The organism is Mucilaginibacter sp. OAE612 (assembly GCF_041806395.1).
In the GTDB taxonomy this organism is placed as follows: domain Bacteria; phylum Bacteroidota; class Bacteroidia; order Sphingobacteriales; family Sphingobacteriaceae; genus Mucilaginibacter; species Mucilaginibacter rubeus.
Genome location: NZ_JBGMUW010000001.1, coordinates 4,394,924 through 4,416,045 on the forward strand (window position 1 = coordinate 4,394,924; position 21,122 = coordinate 4,416,045).

General features: G+C 42.1%; 12 protein-coding genes. 4 read left to right on the forward strand and 8 right to left on the reverse strand.

Annotated features, from left to right (window positions below; genetic code table 11):
* Positions 1 to 286: 286 nt before the first annotated feature.
* Positions 287 to 1,315: a LacI family DNA-binding transcriptional regulator gene (locus ABID99_RS18300; RefSeq protein ID WP_354481305.1), complete on the forward strand. Its 1,029-nt coding sequence runs from the start codon at positions 287 to 289 to the stop codon at positions 1,313 to 1,315.
* 48 nt (positions 1,316 to 1,363) lie between these two features.
* Here ABID99_RS18300 and ABID99_RS18305 read toward each other — a convergent pair whose 3' ends face one another.
* The 8 genes from ABID99_RS18305 to ABID99_RS18340 all read right to left on the reverse strand — a co-directional run bounded on the left by ABID99_RS18305 (position 1,364) and on the right by ABID99_RS18340 (position 17,899).
* Positions 1,364 to 4,591 (reverse strand): GH92 family glycosyl hydrolase, encoded by a 3,228-nt coding sequence (locus ABID99_RS18305; protein WP_373614702.1) that lies wholly within the window; start codon positions 4,589 to 4,591, stop codon positions 1,364 to 1,366.
* A gap of 129 nt (positions 4,592 to 4,720) precedes the next feature.
* A complete protein-coding gene (locus ABID99_RS18310; RefSeq protein ID WP_373614703.1) occupies positions 4,721 to 5,848 on the reverse strand; it encodes an acyltransferase family protein in 1,128 nt (375 codons plus the stop codon).
* Between the two features lie 14 nt (positions 5,849 to 5,862).
* Entirely contained in the window at positions 5,863 to 8,820 is a 2,958-nt protein-coding gene (locus ABID99_RS18315; RefSeq protein ID WP_373614704.1) for a beta-galactosidase, read from the reverse strand.
* A 65-nt stretch (positions 8,821 to 8,885) separates the two neighbouring features.
* The gene (locus ABID99_RS18320) at positions 8,886 to 11,084 is read right to left on the reverse strand and encodes an alpha-N-acetylglucosaminidase (RefSeq protein WP_373614705.1); all 2,199 of its coding nucleotides are present in this window, start codon (positions 11,082 to 11,084) and stop codon (positions 8,886 to 8,888) included.
* Positions 11,085 to 11,158: 74 nt separating this feature from the next.
* Positions 11,159 to 12,637 carry a RagB/SusD family nutrient uptake outer membrane protein gene (locus ABID99_RS18325; RefSeq protein ID WP_090523568.1) on the reverse strand — a complete coding sequence of 493 codons (1,479 nt, stop codon included), beginning with the start codon at positions 12,635 to 12,637 and terminating at the stop codon, positions 11,159 to 11,161.
* A 4-nt stretch (positions 12,638 to 12,641) separates the two neighbouring features.
* Positions 12,642 to 16,010, reverse strand: coding sequence for a TonB-dependent receptor (locus ABID99_RS18330; protein WP_176623289.1), 3,369 nt, complete (start codon positions 16,008 to 16,010; stop codon positions 12,642 to 12,644).
* Positions 16,011 to 16,205: 195 nt separating this feature from the next.
* On the reverse strand, positions 16,206 to 17,276 hold the full coding sequence (locus ABID99_RS18335; RefSeq protein WP_373614706.1) for a FecR family protein: 1,071 nt from the start codon (positions 17,274 to 17,276) through the stop codon (positions 16,206 to 16,208).
* A gap of 83 nt (positions 17,277 to 17,359) precedes the next feature.
* Positions 17,360 to 17,899: an RNA polymerase sigma-70 factor gene (locus ABID99_RS18340; RefSeq protein WP_175489876.1), complete on the reverse strand. Its 540-nt coding sequence runs from the start codon at positions 17,897 to 17,899 to the stop codon at positions 17,360 to 17,362.
* Between the two features lie 403 nt (positions 17,900 to 18,302).
* Between ABID99_RS18340 and ABID99_RS18345 the strand changes: the two genes are divergently transcribed.
* From ABID99_RS18345 to ABID99_RS18355, 3 genes are all read left to right on the forward strand, one after another.
* Positions 18,303 to 19,325 (forward strand): sensor histidine kinase, encoded by a 1,023-nt coding sequence (locus ABID99_RS18345; protein ID WP_373614707.1) that lies wholly within the window; start codon positions 18,303 to 18,305, stop codon positions 19,323 to 19,325.
* Complete coding sequence (locus ABID99_RS18350) at positions 19,306 to 20,067, forward strand: LytR/AlgR family response regulator transcription factor (protein ID WP_373614708.1); 762 nt, start codon at positions 19,306 to 19,308, stop codon at positions 20,065 to 20,067. Before ABID99_RS18345 ends, ABID99_RS18350 begins: the two co-directional genes overlap by 20 nt.
* Before the next feature lie 192 nt (positions 20,068 to 20,259).
* Positions 20,260 to 21,060, forward strand: a complete 801-nt coding sequence (locus ABID99_RS18355; RefSeq protein WP_373614709.1) for a DUF1223 domain-containing protein — start codon at positions 20,260 to 20,262, stop codon at positions 21,058 to 21,060.
* Positions 21,061 to 21,122: the final 62 nt, after the last annotated feature.

Genomic DNA, 21,122 nt, shown 5'->3' on the forward strand with positions numbered 1-21,122 from the left:
CATTTGAAGACAAACGATACATTTTAAACGATATATTTCTCTATCGGATCTATATATTTAACGATTTTATTGAAGCTAATAACTTCAAATCATTTACCAAATGATTCGAGTTTTGTACCAGCGGGATCACAAAAGGCGCAAGAAATTGTGCCTTTTCTCATTTAAACCGTACCCCGCATTGTTTTAACATATAAACGCCCTTCTTCCGTTCAGGTTGAGTCGCGTCGAAACTACTGAACATCTTTTTCGCTATATTGCTCCACAATTAAGCACAACCAATACTAAAATGACCGGCGGTAATAAGAACGATAAGGTGAATATGAAAACGCTCGCGAAAGAGCTTAACCTTTCAACCGCAACCATATCTAAAGCGCTGCGCGATAGCTATGATATAAGTCCTGAAACCAAACTGAGAGTAATGGAAGCCGCCAGGCGCTTAAATTACGTACCTAACGCTTATGCCAGCAGCCTCCGCAAACAAAGCAGCAATACTATAGCCATCATCATACCTGAAATTGCCGACAGCTTTTTTAGCCAGGCCATTAACGGCATTGAAAGTATTGTCGCCCCAAAAAAATATCATGCGCTCATTTACCTTACTCATGATAGCTATGAACGGGAAGCATCCATGTTTAACGACCTGGCCAGCGGACGCGTTGATGGCCTAATTATGTCGGTAGCCAGCAGCACCCAGGATACCGGACATATTAAAACATTACAGGAAACGGGCATTCCCATAGTTTTTTTTGATAGGGTGTGCGAGGATATTACTGCAGATAAAATAGTAACCGACGACTATAATAGCGCTTACAACGCAGCCACCCACTTATTGCAAGCCGGATGTAAAAACATCTCACTGGTTACCATCAGCGGTTATCCTACTATTTTAACCGCCCGGGAACAAGGATATCGCAACGCTTTAATTGACAATGGGTTTGTAGCTAAAGATGCAGGAATAGTAACCTGCGCCAATAAATATACAGAGGAAAACGTAAACATGATCAAAGCGCATTTGGCAACCGTTAAACCCGATGGTATCATAGCTACAGTTGAGCAGCTGGCAACCGCAACTTATCTTGCTTGCGATGAACTGAAACTACAAATTCCCCGTGATGTAAAAGTTGTTTGTTTTACCAATCAAATTACCGCGGCAATACTTAACCCATCGCTCACTACTATTTTACAACCTGCATATGATATGGGCAAGCAAGCGGCCGAAATACTTTTCGGCCGCTTGTCTGGACGACTTAATGAAGCCAAGCAGGAACTGATAATGCCATCACAATTAATAGCGAGGGCATCAACAGCCCGTTAGAGGCTGTTAATTATCCTCTTAAACGTAGGAGACGCTCCTAATACCGGCTTACTGTTTTTCTGAGGACACTATATTTTTGATATCGTTAGCAGATAATGCAGCTTTGAATACTTTTACCCTGTTTATAAAGCCATGAAACACGCGTTCCGATGGAAACTCTTCATTTCGGCCTAATGTCCATTTGTTATTTACCGACAGATCAGCGGTTACCTCTAACAGCGTGGTTCCGGCCAAAATATTATCGATATAAACATACAGCTTTTTGCCGTTGCACACGCCGGCTATGTGGTGCCAGTGCTGCTTCCAATCGGCAGGAAGGTTTACGGTACAGTCCCCCCTGCCCCATCCGCCCGCAAAAAAAGTCAGGGTTCTGTTATCGGTCATTTGCAATACATGGTTATCGCCTTTGGTAATGATATCAACCAGACCTTTCTCATTGCCCATCGGGTAAACCCATCCCATCATAGTAATGGATTCATCCATATTGTCCAAAGATGGTGAGTTTAGGACTTCCACATAAGTACTATCGCTAAATAACAGTTTATCATTAGTAGTCGTTACTGAAGATGAAATAACATTTCCGTTGTTATGAAAGCCCGAACTATCAGCAACTATCTTACCACGGACTATCGATGCGAAATCAAGTAATAATGATTCTGTAGCATTTTCATAAACCTTGTAGATAGTTTTCGCCGTATCGACCCTCACATATTCAAATCCGTTTTTGGAAGCTTTTATATGATGACTAATGGTTTTAACTTCACCGGCATCAAGTTTAATATTATCGGTAAAAACAACCGAATCATTCTGGATTACAGGTATAATAAAGGTTTGCTTTAATCCGCCAGTATTTTTTATCCGGTATTTTATTTCCTGGCTTTCATTCAACCTGATCATCGGTTTTACTTCCAGCCCCGATATTTTAAAAGCTTGCTCCTGCGGTTTTGCAGGCAGATTCACTTCGACAATCAACGGTAGTGTATTATCAAGCTTCAGTACCGTTTTTCCCACAGGGTAAAGGCGAAACTCAATAGAATCCTGAACAGTTTGTCCCGGCTCAACCAAGCAGTTTTTATAACTATATGGCTTTCCGTTAACCAACAGCTTTATGGTTTTAATGCCCTTGCTACCTGTATTTTTAAGTTTAAACCTTATCACAAGCGGCTCGTCAGGCACTGCATTTTTTTTATCGACCGAATAACTCGCTATACTAAAGGCAGTATTTTTTTGTGTGGCCGATAGCTCAATCGGATCTTTATCGGTTGGCCAGTTACCTGGGGCTTTCCCCATATCAAAAGTCATTGCACCACCGTTAACCAACACCGAATGTGGCAGGGCCAATTGCTGCCAGGCTTTGCCATTCACATGCAGAGCCTGTACGTAATTATTTTTTTTAGATGAATTATTACTGCCGATGATGAACTTTTTGCCATTGGGTAAATGAAGCGTTACAGATTTGAACAAAGGCGCACCGATAGCGTAAAGCGGATTACCAGGACATACCGGATATATCCCGAGCGAGCTAAAGACATACCAGCTTGATGTTGAACCCAAGTCATCATTACCGGGTAAACCACCGGGTGTGGCGCTGAACCTGTTGAGCATAATATCCCTCACCCATTTTTGTGTTAACTGAGGCTTACCTGCCTGATTGAACATATAAGGCAAATGGAAAACAGTTTCGTTATCAAATAGAATAACATTATTGCGCAGGGCAGGGTCAAGCCGGGCGGAGAATTGTTCGTTGCCGCCGGTCATGTTAATAAGGTCTTTACCGTTTTGAGGTACAAAGTACGAGTACACCCATTTATCGCCCTCTTTATATCCTGATGTACCGGGCTGCAGTTTAAACTCATCACCATTACGCGGAAGTATAAAGAGTTCATCTTTATTTAAAAGATTACGGTAACTAAATCCCCTGTTTGCTAATAATTGAACGATTTGTTTATCCCCCATCGCCTTTTCGGCAAATTGCGATAAAGCCCAATCATCATAAGCATATTCTACAGTGCGGGTAACCGACTCAGGTTTGGTGAATGGAACGTAGCCTTTTTGATGGTACACTTCCATGTCCGATTGCACGAATGGGCCATCAATCAAATCCTTCTTCATAGCCTTGTAAGCAAGCTCTTTATCGAAACCGGTAATGCCTTTTAAGTATGAGTCAACAATGATAGGAATAGCATGATTGCCCGTCATGCTTTCTGTTGGCAGATGCCCGCTTTGCTTGTAAACATCAAGCAGGGATAAGATCACATCCTGCTGCTTCTGTGGATAAAGCAGCGTAAGTAACGGATGCAGCGACCGGAAAGTATCCCATGGAGAGAAAGCCCCGTACTGATTTTGCCCTGTTTTTTGATGAACCTCGCCATCATTCCCCCGATAATTGCCATCAGCATCATCAACAACCCAGGGCAATAACAGCGAATGGTAAAGCGCCGTATAAAATACTGTTTTGTTTTGCTCGTTACCGTCGATTATATCAACTACCGATAATACTTTAGCCCATTCGCCGCCGGTTTTCGCGCGAACCTCATCAAAAGTTAAGCTACCGATTTCCTGATCAATATTATGCTGTGCATTGAGATAGCTAACTGATGATTTACTTAAGCGCAAAGTAATCACTTTAGTCTTCGGGAAAGTGAAAACCCAGCCCCCTTTAACTTCCTTTTTTTCCGTATATCCTTCGCTAAAGTTTATCACAGCGTTTGCAACTGAAGTATGGATCACTTTACTTGATATCGCCTGGATTTCACCGGCATTTCCAACGAAAATTTGTGGATTAGTGCTTCCATTGAACATAAACCGAAACATGCCAGTTCTCGTAGTAGCTGTAGCTTCGGCGGTAATCCGCTGGTTATCAAAATCCACTTTATAATAGCCCGGTACGGCAGTTTCTTTTTTGTGCGAAAAATGCAGGCTTGACTTTCCCGGTTCAAAACTTTCACTACCACTAAACGGCATCACAAAAAAGCGGCCTGATGATCCTTCAGGAAAACCGCTCATGTGGCCAAAGCAACTGAAATAATAAATTGAGCTATCGGTGTAGTTATATCCCCTTGTCCCTGTAGTCCTTGTTTCGGGACTTAGTTGTACGCTGCCCGACGGCGCAACAGCTCCCGGATAACAACCTCCATTATTACCCCATTTGGTAAGCACATTGCTAAGTGATGTACCGATAAACGGATCAACATATTGCAGATGGTCTGTATGCTGGGCATAGAGGTTGCTGCCCAATAATGTAATGACTGAAACTAAACAGAATATCTTCTTCAATTGCGCAATCAATAATTTAAAACACTAATGTAAAGACGCATAATTGCGTCTCCTGCTTTGCACGGGCATTTAAAGTGTATGCCGTCTCTGTACAATTAGAGACGCAATTATGCATCTCTACGTAAATTGTTATATTTTTATATAGATCTTCTTTTTATCAAGCACCCAAGCCACCAGCCAGCAAAGCATCATATAACATAGTGCAAATACCAGTGTACCAAATGCGCCGGGGAAGATCTTTTGATAAAGCACCTGGTTTATCCAGTCGTAAAAGCTTAGCTGTGGTTTTACCCAAATGGTTTGAAAAACTGTTAACAGCAACTCCGAAAGCAGGTAAATAGCCAGTGAATTGCGCCCGAAAACCTGAAAGAAATTTGTACCACTCTTGATCTTTTTTATCTCGATAGCAAATACCATGAAGCCTAACAGTAAAAGATCAATACCGATAGTAAGTAGTGTAAATGAGCTCGTCCATAGTTTTTTAGCAACTGGGAAAAATTGCGCCCAGAATAAGGAAATAGCAATCAGTAAAACACCGCACATAAACAAACGGGCAACCGACTCATAGTTTTTACCCTTACGCTGTATAAACGCTCCGGCCAGATAACCGCCAATTACATTCACAATGGCTGTCATGGTGCTGAGTAAACCCTCCGGGTCAAAAGCTATCGGACCGCCTTTATCGTGATATAAATGATCGTTTCCCATTAACACAATATCTAATCGGGTGCCCGCATTGCCAAGCATGGTATACTCTTTACCCTGTTCGCCGCAAAATATCAGGAATGCCCAGTAGCCCAATAAAAGCACAGCAGAGATAACGATGGCCGTCTTTTGCGAGCAATAATGAACTATCAGTGCGCCAAAAAAGTAGCACAGCGCTATTCGCTGCAACACGCCCATGATACGGGTATGGCTTAGTGGGTTAAACACCCAATTACCCGCTTCACGATGGAAGAAAGGGAACCAGTACATCAGATACCCCAGCAGGAAAATGATCACCGTGCGCTTAAAGATCTTGCCTATAAAAGCGGCATCCGTTTCAAATTTCTTTTTAGAGAAACTAAGCGCGTTGCCAACTGCAAAAAGGAATGATGGAAAAACCAGATCGGTAGGTGTAAAACCAATCCAGGATGCATGGTCAAGCGGCGACCATACGTTTGCCCCCGAGCCGGGGGCGTTAACGATGATCATGAAGCAAATGGTCATACCACGGAAAACATCAAGTGCGGTAAATCTTTCGGTTATTGTAGCCATTTTCTGCTATTCTATTAATTAAGGGGTATTGAAATTTCTTTGATTGATCTGCCCGCTGCTTCTTCGGCCACAATGCGGGTTTTATTGATACTATTGCCTTCTTCGTCATAAACCACCACCTGGTTTAAACCCGGTTTAAGCCAGCATTCGGGGATATAAAGGCTTTTCAGATCCAGTTTTTCGGGATACCTGCCAAGGTTATGACCGTTAACCCAAACAGAACCGTGACCTAAACCAACAGGATCAAAACGCCAGATGAATGTATTTCCGTTTGATTGAGGCAAGTTGAAAGTTGTGCGATAAAAGGCCGGAGCATTTTTCATTTGCTTTGCTGCGTCAAGCTTAGTCCAGCCCTGAATAGCTTGCGCATCACCCGGACCACCTTTTAATTGCCAGTTAATTACCGCTGTGGCATCACCTATGGCATTGATTTTTACAGATTGATCGATGCCTCCTTCATTTGAGTAATTTTCAATAAAAAGGATAAGATCAACCGGGTGTTTTAAGGTTTCTGCATCAATAATGTTCACTTCAAATGGCTGGTTCCAGCCGTCATGATGGGCTACTTGTTTACCGTTAATAAATACGGTGGCGTTTTCGTCAACGCTTTTAAACAGCACTGCTAATTTTGAAGTCCCCGCCGGCTGCTGCGGAATAGTTGTGTGAAACCAGGCAAAACCCTCTTTCAGGTTAAAAACATCATTGCCTATTTTATATTTTTTGTATATCAATGTATCAAATGCCGGTGGTCCTTGCTTTACATCGTCTTTTTTGTTGGCTTTGGCAAAATACCAGTCACCAAGCTCAGAAATGAACGGTCCGCCCTTTTTGATCAAGGCCTTACCGAAAAGGCCTTTGCTGTCTACTTCATCTATCGGGCCAAGATAGGCAGCCAGCTTATCGCGGCCATCATGTGCCGCAAAAACGGCCAGTGTATGTTTGCCTTTGATAAGGTTAAGCGTTAATTCATTATCATTCAGTTTCCATTTAGCCGTGGGTTTGCTGTCAATAAAAGCTTGACCCCTGCCGCCACCTTTTACCTGCAGGGTATATTTTCCGTTGGATGGTATATTTATGATAGTCCTATACCAGGCATCGGCAGTTATATCGTCATCCGCTCCCATTGGCTTCGGATCCTTTGATTTGAGCCAGCTGCTTGTGTTTACATTTGTTGCCGCGTTAACGGCTGCGTTTTTATATTGCCAGTTAGCTAAGCTGATAGTTGACTGCTGATTGCCTTTCTGCGCATCAAGGCTGAATGGTATCTCCTTGCGATCAGTATATAATACCGCTTTCTGAATTATGCTCTCGGTTAAAGGCGTTTCTGCTATTAATTTTAACTGGCCATTTTTAACCGATGCCTCACCAACATAGTTCAACCCAGTGATGATGTAGTTTTTGTCTTCGCTTTCGGTAATCCACGTTTTATCGGTTAAAGCACGATTCATGACTAAAACCCTTACAGTTTGCGAACCAACGTTAAAACTATATTCAACAACCTTTTCCGCGATTGCCGGCATTTGCTCATCGATAAGCACATTATTGTTATCGATTTTTACCGAAGCCTTTGCTGATGAAGCTGTCTCTTTAGTATTGAAACGAAGAAGCAGCGGATCATCGGCTTCAGCCTCAACAATTATAGTTGTGGTATTAGCCTGCTTAACAATAGCAAACACGCGGGTAAGTGCCCAATCAAGCGTAACCTCATCGTTAAGCCTATAATTGTGTACCAACGGATAAATCTCTTTGGGCTGTAGGCTGATCTTTTTTCCCGCAAACAGGTTCTCGTTACCCTTGATATTTAATGATGAACTTACCTTAGATGTACCCGGATTATCCAGGAATATCAGATCACCTGCCGGGCTTGTACGGGCAGATATTTTAACCGTTGTGTTAACGGCAATGCCTTTGTATGTTTCCGCAGCGTTAGTGCTGTTCTCCAATACATTCTGAAAACTGCGGGAGAACCATGCGGCCCGTTTAAAAGTGTAATAGATTGGTCGCAGATCACCGGCCTGGCCTATACCAGTGCCATAATCGTATGAAGCTGCGTCCTCATCATTATTGGTATAGCCAAAATTTGAACCGCCATGGGCCATGTAGTAATTATAACCATTACCACCGTGAGCAATGATTTTCCAGGTACGCCTGTCATAAAGCTCAGCATCGCCCGGCTTAGCACCATATTGCGAATACCAAACGGCCCAGAACTCGGTAGAAAACCACGGGTTTGGCCGTTTATCATCGTCAAGCTTTCCATCGCCCGCCGGGTCGCTGGCATGATGTAAACCGCTGAAGAAATATGGTACCTGCAAGCCCAGATCCGAAGCCTTCGCCTGCAGGTGTTTGAAATAACCATCAGGCATTACAGTTCCCCAACCATTAGGATGCTCGTTTTCAAGCTGAACCAGTATTACTGCGCCACCTTTATTGATCTGTCTTTGGAATACTACCGGCAAAAGATGATCGAAAAAGCGATCTACATATTGCTCAAATGGTTTATTGTCCTCACGTACCCTCAGGCCTTTTTTAAATTTAAGCCATATCGGGTAGCCGCCGTTATCCCACTCAGCACAGTAATACGGGCCAACGCGAACAATAGCATATAAGCCCAACTGTTTTACTATATCCAGGAATTTCCCAAGGTCACGGTCGCCGTTGAAATTGAATTTACCGGGCTGCTCTTCATGAAAATTCCAGATGGTATAGATCTCTATACAGTTAAAACCCGCCCGTTTTATCCGCAGTAATCTATCATACCAAAGTTCATGCGGGATGCGGGCGTATTCCAACCCGGCCGATGCGATAAATGTGCGTTTACCCTGAACAATAAAGCCTTTGCTGTCAAAATCAATATAAGGCTTTGCAACTGCTGTGGCTGGAAAAATATGATCGTTTGAGCCCTGGCTGTGGGCTGCTGTGAAAGCGGTTAGTAGTAAGATAAATGTAAATATAGCGTAGCGTATTCTCATGATTCTTCAAAAATCCAGACTTACGAAGTTTTGAAAACTTCGTAAGTCTTCAACTTCATATTTTTTTATCGCGTACGTAAAATCACCGCGTTATACTTAGCAAACAATTGCTTTGATTTTTCAATGGCATCACCTTTTACTGCATCGGTATAAGCATTATCATGCTTGTTCACCCATTGCCACTCCCAATCCTTTACCTGCTTATCAAAGGCTTCGGCATTAAAGTCGGTTTTGGTTGATAACGACTTATCCAACTGCCCAAAGTACATTACCCAACGTGGTTTGTAATATTCCTTAATTAAGCCCGCCCATTGGCGATTGGAATATTCGCGCAAACCGCTTTCTTTATCGCCCCAAAGGGTAACCAAATCGCGGGCGTTAAACTCGTAAAGGTTTTTCTCCTTATCAGTTACTCCGTTAGTCCTTGCTTCGTTGATCCATTTGCCTAACAGGAAATCTTTGCGCGTGCTTAGCAGCGCGTCCATATCATCCATGAGCTCCAGGAATTGGCTGCTATATAATTTAAATTGTTGCTGATCCTTATTCTGATAAGCCTGAGCCATTTTCTGCTGTAGCGGACTTGCATAATTGGCCAACACCTGCCGGGTAACATCAACCAGGTCATACTGAAAACCATCACTTTGTTTTAGGCTGTCGGCAGCATTTATGAGTAGCGTCCAGGCTTTAACCAATTGCATAGGGTCATAATCCAGTTTGGTCATTACCCTGTCGATATATTTTTTTATTGTCGGCCTTGCCACAATGATCGATTCTGGGCCGCCTTCGGTTAGGCCGCCTGAGTACACCGAATTTAACAGGATGTGCCATGCTTCATCTGCCTGATTGTTAGCTTGTCCGTAACGGCGCTGCGCATAGTTAGCTACCCATTTATCGGCATCAATCGGGGTATCGTTCCAAACGTTTTCCAACATTAGTGCAAACAGCGCAGGGTTTTGTTCGATACCTTCGGGTGTAACACCAATGCCACGCATATTTTTTGATTCAGGATCATGCAGGGCCATGGCCGGATCGGCAGCTACATGGCGCATACGACCAAACAGGCTGATGTTCCCGCCAAAGTTTTGGAGCATACTCCAGATCCATGGTTTGCCATAGTAAGCTTCCGTACGGTTCCAAACCGGGTGGGCATCGCTGTACAAATCAAGCACGATCATCTGCTCGTTTGGCACAGCGTTAAGCAGCGCTTTAATCTGTTGCGGCTGCCAGAATTTGTTATTATAGTGAAACATCCAACCCTGCATTACCCAGATAGCTTTAGGATCGGCAGCAACCATAGAGTTGAATACTTTCTTACTCATACCATCCAGGTAGGTTGAATCATTTGTTGGCGGCACGTTTTCATTAAAAGTATCGGCCGAGTACAGGTGGTCGGTACCGAACTCTTTTGTTTGTGCCTCTATATATTTTTTACCGATGGTTTCAAACATCGGATCGTCGGGATCAAGTATAAAAACATCTGGAAACCCGGCATCCCAGTTGGTTCTTTTAACCTTAGCAGCGGGGAATTTATCTTTAAATGATGGCGGCACATGGCCGGTAAATGACGACAATACAGGCGTCATCCCAAATGAGCGTTCGCGCTCTAAAATCTTTTTTTGTAATGCTTTATGCGAGTCCATCCAATGTTGCGGCAGCGGGCCGCCCCAGGCATCAATGTTCCCCATCCAAAACCATGAAAAATAAGCAGGGCCGCTAAAAAACTCATATAGTTGTTTATCAGTAAACCCCATGTCTTTGTAAACGGTTTGCCAAACGGCTTCTTCGCCGGTTATGGCCAGCGGCATATTGATACCGTTCAGGGCCATCCAGTCAATTTCTTTTTGCCAGCGTTCCCAATCCCACCAGGCCATGGTGTAATTAAACGTGCAGTAATTTAAGTAGTAGCGATATTGGTAAGGCGTGGTTTTATGGATGAGGCCTTTAACTGACGGCAAAGTAGCAGGCAAATTAAGGTTTGTGCCATTCCAGCCGATATCGCAAAAGCAATAATTTTTAAGATAGTAATTTAGTGCTGATGCTATAGAAAGGCCATTATTACCTCTCAGCACAATTTTACCATTACGGCTTTCCAATTCAAATACATCTTTGCCGTTTTGTTGCGGGATAGCCTCAACAACAAACAAATTACCTTTGCCGGGAATTACTCTTTCAATAAAATCGTACGAGGCTTTCTGATCAACCTGGGCACCGGCTTTAAGGCCGAATGAAATAATAGCAGCTAAAACAAGTAAACACTTTCTCATCAACAGATAATTAAACGCTGGAAATAAATACCGGCAACAGGAGGCTCTCCCCTATTGCCGGTATAAGGATATAATTATTTAAAATTAGGGTTCTGTACTAACACACCTTTACTCTTATCAATCTCAACCTGGGGGATTGGGAAGTAATAGTTTTTAGGGCGTACAAAGGTTACCGTTTTGTTTTGATCAAGCGGAGCTTTGGAAACAGCAAGGTTATAAATTGCCGCTATATCCACAATTTTAGCTTTATCCCAGCGCATCAGGTCCTGATGGCGTTGATCTTCACCCGCCAGTTCAACTCGACGCTCATGGATCAGCTCTTTCATGCCAGCTCCTGAAACAGGTTTTAACAGTGGAGAAGCCCTATGCCTGATCTGGTTGATCAAAGCGTCACCAGCTCCGGCACCTTGTGTACGGATCAAGGCTTCGGCAACTAATAAATAAATATCTGCAGAACGCATTAGAGGCACAGCATAACTGTGGTCAACTCCACCGCCATCAGCTTCAGTATTAAATACAGCGTACTTTTTAAATGCATAACCAGTAGCAGAAAGATCGGCGGTAAACGTTGTCAAGCCCTTGCCATCACCCAGATCAACCTTGTCGCCAACGCTTAATAAAGTAGCCTGTTTACGCGGATCCCCTGCCTCAAACTCATTGGCAAGTCCCTGTAATGGCTGACTAAAGCCATAACCGTTCCATGATCTTGGAATGTAATAAACTGTAAAGTCATTTTGTACAACGGTTTGTACAGCCTGGATCGAAAAAAGCAACTCGGTGCTGGTTTCGTTAGCACGGGTAAAATTATCGGCGTAGTTAGCAGCCAACGCGTAATGTGAATTGGAAATCACTTTTTGACCGGTTGCAATTGCCTCAGGAAGTTTTTCCCAATACATGTAAAGCTTGGTTAATAAGCCCAATGCAGTTCCTTTGCTTACACGGCCGCGGTCGGCAGAGCCATAGCTTTCAGGCAAAAGATCCACCGCTTTCAACAAGTCCGACTCGATCTGTTTTCGTACTTCTTCAATTGGCGATTTTGGAACATTAAAAGTTTGTTTTGAGTAATCATCTTCGGTAATGATAGGTACATCGCCATGAATGATCATTAAACGCCAGTAGCCAAAGGCACGTAAAAAATAAGCTTCGCCCATACTCCGATTTTTAATATCGGCAGATATTGCGGTGATCTTTGGGATGTTAATGATGCAATTGGTTGCCCGGTTGATGGTTTCATACCTCCATTTCCATGGATACCTGATGGCTGCATTTGAAGCATCATAAGTTAAGTTCTCAATGCCCTCATCCTCGCTATGATCACCTGAACGCCAGTAATCGTCAGATGGAACATCAAATGTAGCCTCCGCGTGGCCAACATAATCCTCTTCTTCCAAAAGGCTATAAATACCGGAAACCGCATTTACAGCATCAACTTCGTTCCTGAAATAATTATCTGAGGTATAAACCCCTTGTTGTTTAAGATCAAGTGCTTTTTTACAGGCGCTGTTGAGTAACGCCAGCCCTATAACCATATATATTGTAATTTTCGATTTCATGATTTTAAAGTTTAGCAGTTATACCGAATGTAATTGTACGTACCGTAGGGTACTGGGCCACATCAACCCCACGCTGCAGGTTGCCGTTAGTATAACCAAGCTCAGGGGTGTATCCTTTATAATTGGTTATAAAAAATATGTTTTGACCTGATGCATATAACCTTACGCTTTTCAGTGTCGCTTTTTTAGCCCAGCTTGCAGGTAAAGTATAACCTAAAGTGGCATTTTTGAGGGCAAAGTAATTTCCGCTTTCGACAAACAGATCGGATGTGCGATAATTGTCGTTAGCACGATCTAATGACATACGCGGGATCGAGTTGCTTGTGCCCGGCCCTGTCCAGCGGTTCATGTCTTCGGCATAAAGATTAAACGGATAGGTTGGATCAATACCTTGCATCCTATCGGCATTATAAAGGCTTACACCAAATACGCCGGTAAAGTTTGCTGCAAAGTCAAAACCTTTGTATGAAAGACTGCCTTGCAAACCAACTGTAGCATTAGGATTTGGATTGCCCAAATTGGTGCGGTCATTACCATCAATCTGGCCATCGCCATTTAAATCCAGAAAACGCACATCGCCGGGTTTGATATTAGCCTTGCGCGAATCATTTTTAAGCGCCGGATCGTTATCAATTTCTGCCTGGGTTTGGTAAAGGCCATTTGTTTTCCATCCGTAAAAAGAAGCTATCGGCTGACCCTGATATGTTCTTGAGATTTCCTGGCTTGAACGCCCGTAAACTGTCGAACCAATGAAAGTACCTTCTCCATTAAGTTTAGTTACCTTATTTTTGATAAACGAAGCATTGGCACCGAATGAATATTTTAGTTTATCGCCGCCTTGATAGTTAATTTCAACTTCGACACCTTTGTTATTCATTGTACCGATGTTTTGATTTGGAATAGCTACCGAACCCGCTGAACCTACTACCGGCGGTGATATCAGCATATCTTTAGTATTCTTATTGAAATACGTAAGTGTGGTATTTAACTGGTTATTCAGGAAACCAGCATCAAGGGTAATGTTGGTCATAGCAGTACGCTCCCAAGTAATATCCGGATTTGCAATACTTGTAACAGCTGCACCACTTACTCCCGTGCCGCCAAAGGCATAACCACCATTTTCATAAGTACTGCCAATTTTGATCAAGCTTAGATACTGAAAAGGCAGTACATTTTGATTACCCAACTCACCATAACCACCCGTCAATTTCAAGTTATTAATCCAGGTGATATTTTTCATGAATTTTTCACTGGTAATTCTCCAGCCCAAGGAGAATGCAGGAAAGTACCCCCACTGTTTGCCGGGCGCAAATTTGGAAGAACCGTCTGCACGAAAAGTAACGGTTGCCAGGTACCTGCTGTCAAAATCATAAAATAACCTTGCAAAGCCCGACTGTAGTGAAGATGGTTGAGGCAAGATATTTGAATTGAATTGGCCATTGCCCTGGTTAAGCACCCGCTGATCGGGATCGGTATCGTCATAACCAACCCTTTGAGCGTTAAAACCGTAATCTTTAAAGTTTTGATAAGAATAACCACCTGTAAAAGTTACGTGACTTTTGCCAAACACCTTATCATACGTAAGAAAAGATTCAAGCAACTGTGACGATACTTCCTCTTCAGATTGAGTTAAGGTAGAATTTGGATTTGGCCTTGTTTGATTATTATCTGCGATACTAAAATTATAATTGCGGATAAATGTACCGTCAAAGGCATAGTTAACCTTCAATTTCAGCTCCTTTAAAAAGGTAATTTCAGCAAACGCGTTGGCCAAGGCCCTGTACTTTTTAGTGTACCTGTCGGCCATTTGGATAGTAGCATAGGGACTGTTGATATCACCCAACTGATTAGCAAAAGCCTTTGATGTACCGTAAGTACCATCAGGATTTACCAGCGGTATAGCCGGGTTAAAACGTAGAGCCGAAAATATCAAACCCGTTTGCGAATTATTGTTATCAAAGCCATTGTTATTACCGTAGGTCAGTTGAACGTTCTCTCCCAGTTTTAACCATGAAGTTATCTTATGCTCGGAATTGATACGTGTACTGTATCGTTTGAAGTTGGTTTTATCAATAATACCATCCTCGTTATAAATAGAGCTTGAAAAGTAATAATTAGAGGCATCGTTACCTCCTTGTATACTAACATCTCCATTGGTTACATGTCCTGTACCCATAATAGCCCGTTGCCAATCTGTTCTTTGAGTAGCATAATAATTATCATCCCATGGAGCATCAATTGCTACGCCGTCATTTGTATAACGTTCCCTTTTTAATTTAAATAAATCTGGAGCCGTTAGCAGATTAAGATATTTAGTTGTGTTGGAAAACCCACTATAAAAGTTAACAGTGGTTGCCAGCTTTTGATTATAAGTACCTCTTTTCGTAGTTACCAAAACCACACCATTCGCAGCACGTGTACCGTAAATAGCGCTTGAAGAGGCGTCTTTCAAAATGTCGACGCTGGCAATATCGTTGGGGTTAATGTCACTTAACGCGTCAGGGTTACTGGTAGGTACACCGTCAATTACAATTAACGGATTGGCATCATTCACTGTACCTGTTCCACGGATCCTGATGCTCGGCGCAGCGCCAGGTGAACCATCGTTACGAACAATACTTACACCACTTGCACGGCCATCTAAAGCCTGGGCCGCTGTACTAACAGGCAAGTTTTGAATATCCGATCCTTTAACGCTTGCTACTGCACCCGTAACATCAACCTTTTTGCTGGTACCATAACCAACAACCACAACTTCGGTCAAGGCAGATGGCAGGGCAACGAGGGTAATATTTAAAGTTTGGCTTCCGGTTATGGTAATTACCTTTTTTTCATACCCGATATAAGATATTTCCAACACACCATTTACCGGTGCATCAATACTGAAATTACCATTTGCATCGGTAGTAGTGCCCTGATTAGTCCCTTGTAATCGAATATTCACGCCAATAAGCGGTTCGCCTTTGGCATCAACAACTTTTCCTTTTATAAGGGCAAGGTTTTTGGCATCCTCCTGGTTGGCAATGATCACTACATGATCGTCACTCATTTTATAGGAGAGCTTATCATCAATGATAACGGCAAGCAGCTCATCAATAGTTGCGTCTTTTACATCCACATCAACCCTGCCCAACTTTTTAACACTGGCATAGTTGTAAAAGAAACGGTAATCACTTTGTTTTTGAATTTTGGTAAGGACACTGCTTACTTCGGCCTGCTTTAGGTTAAGCGTAAATTTCTGCTGTGAGTACACTTTTGCAGAAACTTGCACACAGGTAACCATGACCAATAAAAATACTGCTTTCATCAGCAAAATAACTTTGAGACACACGGGCGCGCCACGAAGCGGGAACACCCTTCTTGTTTTTTTCATTACATTTGTTTTGAAAATAAATGGATGGAGTAAGTGCTGTGTTACAATAGCTTACTCCGTTAATAAAATCCTATTTGTTTGCGGGGAGGAGTGGCAGCTCTTCCCTTGTTTATTTGAGGATGTTTCAGGAATCTGACAGGTAAGTTTTCAATATCATAAGCTGTTAATTAAGTGTTTAGTTAGTTTATTTTGTTTTTATTTATCTTTCTTTGACAGGTACACCGTTTGTCCATCAACCCTAAAATTGAACGGCGTGGTCAGTTCAATAATGCCTAAAGCTTCCTTCAACGTTTCTTTATCAAGTAAACCGCTTATTTGCTCGGTACGAAGCGCCCGATCTTCAAACACAACCTGCACGTTGTATTTGCGTTCAATTTGAGCAGCCACATCTTCAAACATCTCGTTGGTGAACAGGATGCGGTTATCAACCCAGGCTGTTTCTTTCACTTCATCCGGCTTAACATCAGGCAATTCGGTTACCTGGTATTCAATTTTACCTTCCTTGCTCTTTACACTTTTAGGCTCCCGGTTATTAACAACAATCAGCTTTTCATTAGGCAACAGGATAATCTTTTTTTCGGGATTGTTCTTTAATTCAACCTGTACCTTACCTTTTAGCAATGTTGTTTCTACAGTTTTATCGTTATTGTAGGCTTTTACATTAAAAACGGTTCCTAATACCTTTACAACAAGCCTGGCCGTATGTACCAGAAAAGGCCTCTTAGAATTTTTAGTTACCTCAAAAAAACCTTCGCCGGTAAGGCTTACATCCCGGCTGTTTTTTTCAAAAGCTTCTGGATACGAAAAAGTACTGCCTGCATTCAGGGTAACCAGTGTTCCGTCGGGCAGTTTGAGCTTTTCGGTTTTACCATAAGGCACATGAATTTCATGTAATATATTTTCGGCGGTTAAAGTATCCTGCTGTGCCGCTCTGTTATAAAATAAAACGCCTGTAGTAACAAGCACCAGTACCGCAGCAGCAACCACCCATTGCCACCTGAACATTGGTTTTATCTTAGCATCATTCGCCGAATTTTCGTTCAAGCTTTTAATTCGGTTCCAGATTTCCTCCAGGTTTCCGTTAATCTCTTCCGGTTTTGTTTCTGTTGCTTCAGTGCCGTTTCCTTTTAAAGCATTGGTAACATTGTACGTTTTTTTATAGTCGGGAAATTGTTCAAGAAACATGTCGAGTTCGGTCAATTCTTCAGCACTGGCAGTTTTGCCCATGCTTTTGGCCATTAACTCAATAAACCTGGATTTGCTCATAGTAATTGGTATTCTGCATTAAGGACACGGCTACCTCAGGTTTTTCCTAAAAGAAATTAAAATATTTTTTGAGGGGGATTAACCTATTTATTCCCAAGCGCCTCATCCAGTTTCTTCAACGCGATGGCCAGTTGGGCAAATACAGTTTTGTTAGAGAGACCAAGGATATCGGCTACCTCATTGCAGGAGAGATCATCTTCCTTAACCATTTTAAAAATGAGCTTACAACGGGGCGGCAAACTGTTTACAGCGTTTAGAACTCCGGCCTGCAGCTCTTTGCTGATGAGCAATTGCGCGGGATCCACCGATAAATGAAAATAATAGGTTTCGGCAAGTTGAGCGTCGCGGTTTCTTTTTGAGGTATTACTTCGGATATGGTTAAGACAGGCATTTTTTATAGCCACATAAAAGTATACTTTAGGGTTCGAGATCTTGTTAAGCTTGTGGCGGCCAGTCCAGATATTTACAAAAAGATCGTTGATAATCTCCTCGCAAGCTTCCTTATCGCCCAAAAAGGACCAGGCAAACTGATTCAGGTTATTGATCAGCAGCTTATATAGTTCATTAAAGGCAGATTCATCATTATTATAATGAATAGAATCTATAAGTTCTTTAATTTCCAATGTTGGGCGGCTTGCTTTTAAAGAGCACAGTTAACTGAAATAATGTACAATTTTAATTAAAAAATCTCGATCAAAACTATTTTAGGTTGATTTAGAAACTCACATTGATCAACAGTAAATATCATAGGCCAGCATTATCATACTTATCTGCACATACTGATTATTAAGGCCCCCAATTGCCTGATTCAGGAAGCTAAATGTCCGGTTGCGCCATAAACCTATGTTTCAATAGCCAGCCCAGTTATAATTTAGCGACAACAGGAAATAATTACGGTGTTTAGTCAAAACAAATTAAAGATTATCACTGCCTGGGCTATCTCGATAGCTGATTTGGCTTACAGGCCATAATTAACTTTATATTTGTCCGGCAACCATCCATATTTCCGTAAACATATTGCAATAAATGAAAGATACAGCATTTAAAATTTCTCCCGGAATTATATGGAGCAGCTCAATTTTCCTTGGCCTGCTGGCTTCTGTTCCCCAAATAGCCGAACGCCACTTCAAACCCGCCGAAGCAGCAGTGAACTCGGCAGTTACCGCATCGTTTTCGCTGTTTGTATGGTACTATAATATATATACACTACCAAAGCAGTCGGGCAATAAACAACTGAATAAAAGCATCTCTTATTCACGGCTCCTTACTACATTGGTAATAGGTATGGGGGTAATGCTGGCCTTAGCCTACATACAGCAACTGATATTATCGCACCTGAATTTCGGCCCGGTAATGCTGATGATTGAGGTAAGGGGTATTCTGATAAACCTGGTGTTTTATATGCTTATAAACCTGCTGTACCAGAACTATCAAAACCAGCAGGTTAACGTTGAACTGGAACGTATTAAGGCCGATAACCTTGGCGCGCAATATGAGCTGCTCAAACAGCAGATCAACCCACACTTCTTGTTCAACAGTCTCAATACCCTGAAGGCGATGGTTGAGACAAATGACCAACACTCGGTTGATTTCATCCTGAAACTCTCCAATTTTTACCGTTTTACGTTAGAGAGCCGCAAATTAGACCTCATTCATTTATCGGACGAACTGGAAATTGTAGACGCTTACAACTTTTTACTGAAAGCCAGGTTTGAAGATGGTTTTATTTTCAGCAACACCATCAATGAACAATACCGTGGCACATTGATCCCCCCGTTCACCCTTCAGTTGCTAATAGAAAACTGTATTAAGCATAATGTGGTATCGCTCGATCATCCGCTGCATATTAAATTGTATGTTGAGGGCGATAACATCGTTATGGAAAACGAGATAAAGCCCAAGCGCTTTGAAGAGCCATCAACAGGTGTCGGACTTAAAAACATCAATCTGCGTTATGATCACCTGCTTGATAAACACATAGAGATCATTGCAGAAGACAAAATATTCAAAGTTAAACTACCTATTATTCATGAACATTATCATCATTGAAGACGAACTAAAGGCTGCACGCTCGCTTGAAACGATCATATTAGAATTAAGGCCACACTCAAAAATTGTTACCAAACTGCAGAGTGTTGAAAGCTCAGTTACCTATCTTTCAGAAAACAGGCAGCCTGATCTTATTTTTATGGATATCCAGCTGTCGGATGGTTTGTGCTTTGAGATCTTTAAATCGGTAAAGGTGTCCTGCCCTATTATTTTCTGCACCGCGTTTGATGAATATTCGTTAGAGGCATTTAAGGCCAACAGCGTTGATTATGTACTCAAGCCTTTCTCAAAAACAGATATTGCCGATGCCTTTAAAAAAGTAGACGAGTTGCGTAATTTCTTTCAGCAGGGTTCATCTCCTGATATCAGCAGCCTGCTATCGCAGGTTACGCCTCCTGCCGGTAAAAAAAGCTTCCTGGTATTTAAAAATAATAAGTATATCACCATAGCGTCCAATAATATAGCCTTCTTCTACATCCGCAATGAACTTTCGACCATCATGACTTTTGATCAGCAGGAATATGTGGTTAACCAGTCGCTTGATCAGATCAGCGGTCAGCTCTCGCAGGAGCAGTTCTTCAGGCTCAACAGGCAATACATAGTTAACTTCAGTGCGATAAAAGAGGTGGAGCATTATTTTATGCGTAAGCTGTTTGTGAAACTAACAATTCCAACTCCCGAGAAATTACTCATCAATAAAGAAAAAGCGCCGGTATTTTTAAGCTGGCTCGAGAATAGATAGTTTTAAGTCTTGAGTCTTAAGTTCTAAATAAAACGATTTCTGACTCAAGATTTCCGACTTGAGACTTAGAACTTAAGACTTTCGACTTAACAAATGCCCAACTGAGCTATAGATATGTCTGGTTGGGCTTTTTTATGCTGTTTCTGCGGCTATTTAGGGTATAATTTTGAAGTAAATAAAAAATCAAGAAATATGAAAACCTTAAAAATTTTTAGCTTTTGTGTTGGTACCGTGGCACTGGCACTTGCTACCGCAGCTTACGCTAATCGTAAAATAAATGCGCCTAAAACCGAAAACAACACTACTCCCGGAAAAGGTTTTGCTTTGGTAGAATTGTTTACTTCAGAGGGATGCTCAAGCTGTCCTCCTGCTGATGAATTGCTGACGAGGATCCAAAAAGAGTCACAGGAAAAGCCTGTTTACATATTAGCTTACCACGTTGATTATTGGAATAACCTCGGCTGGAAAGATGTATTCAGCAATGCCATGTTTTCAAAACGCCAAAAAGAATATAGCTACCATTTAAATGCCCAGGTTTATACACCTCAAGTTATAGTTAATGGTAAAACCGAGATGGTTGGCTCGGATGAGCCGGCACTTCGTGAAGCGATTTCGAATGCACTAACAACCGCACAAACCGCTCAGGTTTCCTTAAAAGCACAACAAACCGGCGATAAGCTTGCTGTAAATTACGAACTATCGGGCAATACTGATAACCAACAATTGCTGATAGCCATTGTACAAAAAACAGCCATCAGCAAAGTTGCCCGCGGCGAAAACGAAGGCAGAACCTTATTGCACACCCAAATAGTGCGCGACTTAAAAACAGTTGCCCTAAGCGAGGTAAAAACAGGCCAAACCATTATTAGCGTTCCTAAAGAATTTAACCAGCAAGAATGGGAAGTAGTGGGCTTTATACAAAATAAAGATAGCGGTGAGGTTTTAACTGCAACAAAAGCTGTTTTAACCAGCGAAGCCGTAGCCAAAATATAACAACCATAAATTCAAAAATCATGAGCAAGTTGAAACAGGGCCGGTTATTAATGGGATTCTTA